The 5,251-nt window shown below is 54.5% G+C and carries 7 protein-coding genes; 1 reads left to right on the top strand and 6 read right to left on the bottom strand.

Going from position 1 to position 5,251, the window contains the following annotated elements; genetic code table 11:
- Nucleotides 1-348: 348 nt before the first annotated feature.
- From FOA17_RS06930 to FOA17_RS06910, 5 genes are all read right to left on the bottom strand, one after another.
- The gene (locus FOA17_RS06930; RefSeq protein WP_149140752.1) at nt 349-1,479 is read right to left on the bottom strand and encodes a hypothetical protein; all 1,131 of its coding nucleotides are present in this window, start codon (nt 1,477-1,479) and stop codon (nt 349-351) included.
- 176 nt (nt 1,480-1,655) lie between these two features.
- Nucleotides 1,656-2,120: a hypothetical protein gene (locus tag FOA17_RS06925; protein ID WP_149140751.1), complete on the bottom strand. Its 465-nt coding sequence runs from the start codon at nt 2,118-2,120 to the stop codon at nt 1,656-1,658.
- A 2-nt stretch (nt 2,121-2,122) separates the two neighbouring features.
- Complete coding sequence (locus FOA17_RS06920) at nt 2,123-2,560, bottom strand: hypothetical protein (protein ID WP_149140750.1); 438 nt, start codon at nt 2,558-2,560, stop codon at nt 2,123-2,125.
- Nucleotides 2,561-2,696: 136 nt separating this feature from the next.
- On the bottom strand, nt 2,697-3,182 hold the full coding sequence (locus FOA17_RS06915; RefSeq protein WP_149140749.1) for a hypothetical protein: 486 nt from the start codon (nt 3,180-3,182) through the stop codon (nt 2,697-2,699).
- Between the two features lie 88 nt (nt 3,183-3,270).
- Nucleotides 3,271-3,955 (bottom strand): IS6 family transposase gene (locus FOA17_RS06910; protein ID WP_238991757.1). Its coding sequence is split into 2 segments (ribosomal slippage): nt 3,271-3,396 and nt 3,398-3,955, totalling 684 coding nucleotides; the frame shifts between segments, so codons are not numbered across the junction.
- A 167-nt stretch (nt 3,956-4,122) separates the two neighbouring features.
- Between FOA17_RS06910 and FOA17_RS06905 the strand changes: the two genes are divergently transcribed.
- Nucleotides 4,123-4,914, top strand: a complete 792-nt coding sequence (locus FOA17_RS06905; RefSeq protein WP_162528188.1) for a GntR family transcriptional regulator — start codon at nt 4,123-4,125, stop codon at nt 4,912-4,914.
- Nucleotides 4,915-5,069: 155 nt separating this feature from the next.
- Here the strand turns inward: FOA17_RS06905 and FOA17_RS06900 are convergent.
- The coding region (locus FOA17_RS06900) for an integrase core domain-containing protein (protein ID WP_149140747.1) at nt 5,070-5,251 on the bottom strand (182 nt) is incomplete at its 5' end.

Raw genomic sequence — 5,251 nt, 5'->3', positions numbered from 1 at the left:
CGCAATCGCCCGTCCCGCTGCACGCGATGAGAGTTCCGCGCGCCGGGCGATTGCTCAACCCACGCCGAAAGGCGTAAATCAGCTACCGGCTCCGGTCGCGGCTGGATGAAAGTTCAGTGGCAGGTCACCGGGAACTTCACCCAGAAGTCGCCCAGGGAACCTCGGGGCCGACTTCCGTCGTCAATTTCGTACTCGAGCGGGGTATTGGGCATGGAAATCTCCTGTCGGTTTTCGATTACAGGAGAATGGGGTGCGTCGTTGCAAGGAACACGTAAAGATGTCGAGTAACTCCCGGACAACGGAAAAAGGCGGCCGGAGCCGCCTCTCAATCAGGCCCAGGTGCCCCGATCAGGGCGTTGGAGCGTTCCCGGCTTCAAAGAGATCCCGGAAGTCCGTTTTGACATCGAGTTTGTATGCGACGTCGCAGAAATGCTGAACGGTCTTCTTGAGGGCGACCTCTGTCGTATTCATGGTTGAAACGACCTGAGGATCATTGCTGTCACAAGATGATGCGCATATCGACTTGTAGCCTACCGAAGGCAGATGACGATTGTTCTCGGTCATCCATATGAAAACCCAGAACGATGTGTCGATATCGGGCACCTTGATCATCACCTCCAGACGATCTCCGTCCTCGGAAGCGATCTTGCCGAATTCGACCTGAGAATCCTCGGCGACCATAAAAGCGTGATCGGCAACAATAGCCGCCAAGCCGGGGACCAAGCCTTCGAATGGGTTCTCCCGGTTCAGATCCGGCCCCAAATAACGAATTTCGTGACAACCCTCCCTTTCGCCTGCGAAGAACTCCACCTCGGAAAGCAAATCGGGGAAGGCGCGGAAGTAGGTGTCCGTGTCGTCGGCGAAGGACATGAAATCTTCGCGATCCATGACGATTGGGTTGACGTCTGAGGTGTCGAGCCTGGTGTCCGGGATCGCATCCATGGCCATCATACCCAGAAGCTTGGGGGCTTCTTCTTGGTCATGGAGTTCGATGGTGCAGATGCCGTCCGACGTCTTACGGAGAACTACCTCCGCCCCAAAGCCCCCAGACGTAATAATTTCGAAACAGGTATTTGCAGCATCAGCGAGGTCTCCGCCGTTGATGCAGATCGACGGCCTCTCGTATTCCTCTACCTGAGGGTCAATGACGAGCATCTTGGAGCCGTCCGGAAGCGTTGGGTGGGGAGCACGAGTTGGCCTGTCGTTCGCGTCGATGACAACCATGTTGTGGGGTGCGACGAAACGAATGCCGCTATCTCCACCTCGGAACGATGGCTTTACGTAGACATCGAAGTCTCGCGGCTGGTAATCGGTTTCGACTATGTTCATTGAGTTCTCCTTGCTGGTTTCCCTGATGATGGCCGCCGGCGGCGCAAGGAACACGTCGCCAATGCCGACAACTCCCGGAGCAAGGAGAACGTGCAGGGGGGGTGTAAAATATTTGAGACAAAAGGCGGTTTCTGGCCGGAATTGTCTCATATTTTTTACAAATCAGGCGGCGCGGACCGCTGTCACGCAGACCGAATGTGGAAGATTCGTAACAAAAGCCGCCCAAGACGACGAAAAGTGGAAAATATTCCACACGGCACAGGGAGCGCCGGGGCACGAAAAAGGCGGCCTGAGACCGCCCTTGTTCTTCCCCCTCCTTGGAGAGGCTACGCCGCGACGACTTCCTCGGAATGCCGTCCGAGAGCATTTCCGAGATCCCGCCCGTTAAGCCGAACCGGGTTCGGAACCTCAACCTCGTTGACGAGGACGATGGACCGGCCGCCGGCGATCTCAAATTCGATGACGACGCCGGGGCCGCCTCGAGTGAAGTCATATTCATCCAGGGGGTCGAAGAGATCTCCCGCTCTCGAAAAGAAAATCTCGCGGTCGCCGGAAAAATCGACGGCGCTGGGGACTTCGGCAACGCGCCAGAACTCGCCGCTCTCCTGCTTCTGCTGGAAGGAAATCGACGCGCCCTCGGTTGCCGTCGCGGCGCGAAGGACGACCGTCACCGGATGGCTCTTGTTGAACGAGATCGAAGGCTCATTGGGTTGCTCAATGACGTAGCACACACGGAAATCGTGAAAGCAGTCCGTCATGCCGTCAGTTGGCTTGATGATCGCCAGCTCCATGGTCACCACCGCCGTTCGTTTCGTTCTGCCGCGATGTCGGACTTGATCGCCGCCAGCACGGATCCGCGTGCGGTGTCCAATACCGCGTTCAGCCATTCCTCACGGCGGCCGTATCCCTCGTGATCGGGAGGCAGGATGTCCGGCGTCGGAATCTTTCCGTCGACCCCATGGAGAACCCGGAACCCGACCGTCTGGCCGAGATCCAGGCGGGTGCCGTCGTAGTAGTCCAGATGGGCTTCGGGGATCGTGATGACGATGCCGTACATGCGGTCGGCAGCCTCATCCGACGGCTCACCGAGAAAGGTGGCGATGACGTCGTGCTTCGCTTCCGGCGCGATGGCGGCATCCCGCTCCGCTTTCGCGATCATCTCCTTGATGGCGGTCAGAGCCTCTTCGGCTTCCTGCTCCGCAACCTCGATCTCGCATTCCTTGCTCGACATCAAAAACTCCGTTGTTGTCTGTGTTTGATCCATCCTGGACCCATGACGACGGTGAAGCTCGCGATTGCCCTGAGTAACTCCCGGACATCAAAAAAGGCGACCGAAGCCGCCTTTCCGAGTTTGCATCTGAGAAGGTCTACCGCCAAAAAATCAGCACAGACCGGAAGCTGTAACCACTCGCAAAGCAGAGGAAGCACAACATCAAAAAGGGAGGGAACCCCGTGTCGATCTCCTGCCAGAAAAAGCTCGAGAGATCGAACTCGACGTAAAGCAGTCGAAGTGTAATCAACGCCAAGACTGCGGAAGCACAGACTGCGATCCTGAAGTGGATGGAAGGAAATCCGTCCTCGCCAAGGTGACAATTGATAGCTTCGAAGAAGGGTTCGCGACGGAGCTTGCAATCCGGATAGGTGAAGAGCGAGAGAATAACAATCGGGAGCAAATAGGCCATCACGATAGCGGGTCCGACGAGAGCCGCGGAATATCCTTCCATTCCACCGAAAAATTTGAAAATCATGAATGAAACGTACGCCCAGACCGCACAGCAGAGGGCGGTCAGGCTCAACCTGAGCGGCGTGGTCAGTTTCCGAGAGGTTTCGATTGCACAGTCTGTCTTTGTCATTTCGTTCTCCTTGCTAGATACCTATCGTCGCCCGAACGGCGGAAATGAAGAAGCGATCGGCGAAGGAATTATTTTATTTTGGACATAATTATGCTGCGAGTTCAGCAAAGATCTGGAAGGCTGAGGTAGCATTCGCCGGGATCTGGCCCTTACGGATCATGAGCGCAGCTTCGATCCCTGCGATGGTCGCGGCGGCGGATTGAAAGGCCTTGAAGGCCCAGCATCGGTCTGGTGATCCGCTTGATGAAACGATGATCCTGTTCGAGGATGTTGTTCGGGTATTTGACCTGCCGAACCTCGATCAACCGCCCGCCGCCTGCGATTTTCAGGATCACATTCACCACCTGAAGCCCCGCCAGATTGGCGCCGCTTTTGTCGATCACAACGCGCTCGGGCACGCCGTTCGCCGCCATCGCGCGCTTGAAGAACCGCCGCGCGGCGGCCAGATCACGCTGCTCAGAAAGCGTGAAATCAAGGGTTTGACCGTCTCGGTCCACCGCTCGGTAGAGATACGTCCACCGACCTATAACCTTGATGTAGGGCTCATGCATCCGCCAGGACGTAGCCGTCGGCCGCTTCCTGGCTTGCGCTTCGGCGGCGATCTGGGGTGCAAACTTCACCACCCATCGGTTCAGCGTGGCCTGATCGACAGTAACACCGCGCTCGGCCAAGATCTCCTCAAAGTCGCGGTAAGACACCGCGTAGCGGACGTAGAAAAACACCGCGTGAAGGATCACATGTTTCGGATACCGCACACCCTTGAAACTCACCACACCAGAAATACTTGTCAACCCACTGACAACGCTCGCATAATCGAAAAAGAGCTGAAATCAAAATCTTTGCGACAGAACCTCTCTGGTTGTTGTCAGGGTCATCCACATCTTGACACCAATAAAATGTCTAGATATCTATGCAACTAGAAATCAACAAGGAACGGTCGATGAATTCTGACCGAAATCTTCTAACACCCAAATACTACCTCATCTACGAAGAACTTTGCCGTCAATTTGAAGCCGGGAAGTATCCTGTCGGCACCAAGATACCTAGTGAAAGCGAACTTTGTGAGATTCACGGCGTAAGTCGTGGCACAGTTCGTGAGGCGGTGAAGTTGTTGATCCAGCAGGGAGTTCTGACGAGAGAACGCGGCCGAGGGACATTCGTAACCGAGAAAGAAGACAAGATAGCGCAAGATGCACAACGCTTAATCGGTTTCACCGAATTAATGCAACAGCACGGAAAGAAAGCGCACGCAAAGATTTTCAGGCGGGAGACGGTGAAACCGAACAGCCGAATTCAACGTCTTTTGGAACTAAAATCGTCTGAGAAGGTGGTTGAAATCGAGCGGTTGCGATTTGGAGATGATGAGCCGTTAATAATAGAGAGATCTTATTATGTTTATGGATATTTTTATCAAATTCTCGAATTTGACTTGGAAAAGGAGTCAATCTACGAGGTTCTCCATCGTGAAACCGACGTGAGACTCGGGGAAGCCCACCAAACTATCGAGGCTGTCAAGGCTACGCCCGAGGATGCTAAAATGCTAAGGATCCCGCCCGGCGACCCATTGCTGCTTATAAAGCGGCTGATTAGAACCAAAGACGACCGTTTATTTCAATACACTGAAGACCTCTATCGAAGTGACAGATTAAATTTCAAAATACACACTCAAAGCTACGATGAGTATCAACATGACTTTAAGACCCCGCTCCGTATACAAGCAAGGGGCGAATAATTCACGTACGTAGTTTGAGATGTCTGCCCAACTGTTTTTGAACTAACGGGATTGACCCAGCCCCAAGAATTCCTGCCATTAAGCGTTAGAGCATTTTCCGATCTGCTCTGAGACCCAACCTTGCATCGCCGGAAGCTGGAGTTTTCCGACTTCTCTCACGGTGACAGGCTGGGGATGCCACCGGGATTATGCAGTGCGATCGGAACGTTGCATCCGATCGCCGAATGAGCAGGGTCCTCATTGTAGTGTCTACGCCAATCCTCCATCTTTTCACGGGCGTCCGCAAGCGTCAGGAACCAATGGGCGTTCAAACATTCCGCCCGGAACTTGCTGTTGA

Source organism: Gemmobacter caeruleus (assembly GCF_008271655.1).
GTDB classification, from domain to species: domain Bacteria; phylum Pseudomonadota; class Alphaproteobacteria; order Rhodobacterales; family Rhodobacteraceae; genus Gemmobacter; species Gemmobacter caeruleus.
Note: the sequence above shows the minus strand (reverse complement) of the source record. Positions and strands in the feature narration are given on the sequence as shown.

Coding starts and splice junctions, on each gene's coding strand:
- FOA17_RS06930 (WP_149140752.1), bottom strand. CDS start 1,479: ATGAGACAATTCCGGCCAGAAACCGCCTTTTGTCTCAAATATTTTACA.
- FOA17_RS06925 (WP_149140751.1), bottom strand. CDS start 2,120: ATGGAGCTGGCGATCATCAAGCCAACTGACGGCATGACGGACTGCTTT.
- FOA17_RS06920 (WP_149140750.1), bottom strand. CDS start 2,560: ATGTCGAGCAAGGAATGCGAGATCGAGGTTGCGGAGCAGGAAGCCGAA.
- FOA17_RS06915 (WP_149140749.1), bottom strand. CDS start 3,182: ATGACAAAGACAGACTGTGCAATCGAAACCTCTCGGAAACTGACCACG.
- FOA17_RS06905 (WP_162528188.1), top strand. CDS start 4,123: ATGAATTCTGACCGAAATCTTCTAACACCCAAATACTACCTCATCTAC.